Origin of the sequence: Brevibacterium linens ATCC 9172 (genome assembly GCF_900169165.1) — a bacterium.
GTDB classification, from domain to species: Bacteria; Actinomycetota; Actinomycetes; order Actinomycetales; family Brevibacteriaceae; genus Brevibacterium; species Brevibacterium linens.
In genome coordinates this window covers 1-1,767 of the sequence record NZ_FXYY01000061.1, presented here as the reverse complement: position 1 = coordinate 1,767, position 1,767 = coordinate 1, and the positions used below count along the sequence as shown (strand labels likewise).

The 1,767-nt window shown below is 60.5% G+C and carries 2 protein-coding genes; one reads left to right on the top strand and one right to left on the bottom strand.

Annotation, left to right across the window (positions count from 1 at the left end):
* Positions 1 to 186 precede the first annotated feature (186 nt).
* Positions 187 to 588, top strand: coding sequence for a YccF domain-containing protein (locus tag BLIN9172_RS17700; RefSeq protein ID WP_025780405.1), 402 nt, complete (start codon positions 187 to 189; stop codon positions 586 to 588).
* A 9-nt stretch (positions 589 to 597) separates the two neighbouring features.
* Here the strand turns inward: BLIN9172_RS17700 and BLIN9172_RS17695 are convergent, their stop codons facing one another.
* Positions 598 to 1,440 (bottom strand): formate/nitrite transporter family protein, encoded by an 843-nt coding sequence (locus tag BLIN9172_RS17695; protein ID WP_101556178.1) that lies wholly within the window; start codon positions 1,438 to 1,440, stop codon positions 598 to 600.
* Positions 1,441 to 1,767 lie beyond the last annotated feature (327 nt).

Sequence of the window (1,767 nt, the reverse complement as noted above, 5' to 3'; positions counted from 1 at the left end):
CGACGGGACCAGCGAGTCAACGTCTGGTGTTCTTCATCGGTGAGGATCAGTTCAGCTTTCGGACGACCGGTGCGAGGCATACTCCATTCTACAACTTCTTACACGAATTTACGGCGCAGGACACTAGCAGACTGGCAGATGACGGATAACCGAACGAATACCGACTGACGATCGCACGAGGAGATCATGCGCACCCTGCTCAACATCATCTGGTTCATCTTCTCCGGCCTCTGGCTGGCACTCGGATACTGGGCCGCCGGCATCATCGCCTGCATCTTCATCGTCACCATCCCGTGGGGAATCGCGTCCTTCCGCATCGGCAACTACGCACTCTGGCCCTTCGGCCGCGAGGTCATCGAAACCCGCCCGGCCGGAGTGGCGACCACCTTGGGCAACATCATCTGGCTCATCGTCGCCGGCGTCTGGCTCGCCATCGGACACGTCGTCACCTCGATCCCGCTGTTCATCTCGATCATCGGCATCCCGCTCGGCTGGGCGAACATCAAGCTCATCCCCGTCTCTCTCATGCCGCTGGGCAAACAGATCGTCGACAGCGACCGGCTGATGCCCGGTTACCGCGGAGCCTGACTCAACGACTCAAGCGCTCTGCTCCTCGAGTTCCTCGAGCGAGATGCGGCCTCTGCGCACTGCCCAGAGCACGCGGCGAGTGCGCACGATTCGCGGCAGGGTGATGATCAGCAGTCCACCGAGCATGTTGAACGGGATCACGATCCCGAACCACTGCAGGAAGTCGAGGATCGAAATGTCTGCGCCCGTCATCATGGCGGCGAGGATGACGATCGCATTGATGGCTCCATGCAACATGCTGGCTCCGATCACCAGCAGACCGGTGATCATGCAGACGATCGCCTTGACCGTGTCGTTCGATGTTCCCTGCTGCATGCGTGTCGCCAATGTGATCGTTGCGCCGGCAAGAAGCGAGAGGGCGAGCATGACAGCGAGGGATGACTGGTTGATATAGCTCAGCGCCATATCGACGAGCGTTTGGTGGTAGTCCGGAAGCGCAAGGACGATCAGCCAAGCAAACACCGCGCCGCCGAGCAGGTTGGTCACGAGAGTCACCGACCAGAGCCGAAAGACCTGTATCCAATTCGCCTGGCCTGCGATGACGGCATTGATCGGCAGCAAGAACTCTTCGGTGAACAGCTCCGAATGCGCCAACTTCAAAGCCAGTAGGCCGATGCCGAACGCCATTCCGGCGAGGATCGTCGACCCGGTCGCTTGCTTGACGAGCACCATGGCCAGGATGCCGAGCCCGACATCGACGCCGCCGAAGAGCCCGGTGATGATGAGTTCCGGCCACTTCCGGTTGAGCCGCTTTGCACCTTCCGAGACGGTATTGGCCGCCTCGTCGATGAGGGCGTCTTCGAGATCGAGGTCGTTGCGGCCGAGACGTTCCCGCTGCTCCTTCTGAGTCATTCCGTCAGTGTAGGGGTCGGGACACGCTCAAACGCTGGGAATCACCTGCATGGTGAGGAAAGCGGTTGCCGCCGACGAGAGCCCGGCGGAAAGCCGGAACCGTGCAGCCGTGCCTTCGGAAGTGGGCGGGAAACAGGGCATTTGCGGCCGGTGACGGGTGTCACAGCGGAATTTCCGCTTTCGAGTTGCACAGGCGGTGCGGGGTGGTCTAGAGTTATATCTCGTTGCCCCGCCGGAAACGAGGTTCACGGAACACCGTTTCTACCGGGTCTGACCAGGACAAACACAGTTTGATCCAAGGGTTCAGGCGATCGGGTGGGTAACCAA

What these genes read in the sequence shown, in the direction of transcription:
- BLIN9172_RS17700 (WP_025780405.1), top strand. Translation starts at nt 187, where the DNA reads ATGCGCACCCTGCTCAACATCATCTGGTTCATCTTCTCCGGCCTCTGG.
- BLIN9172_RS17695 (WP_101556178.1), bottom strand. Translation starts at nt 1,440, where the DNA reads ATGACTCAGAAGGAGCAGCGGGAACGTCTCGGCCGCAACGACCTCGAT.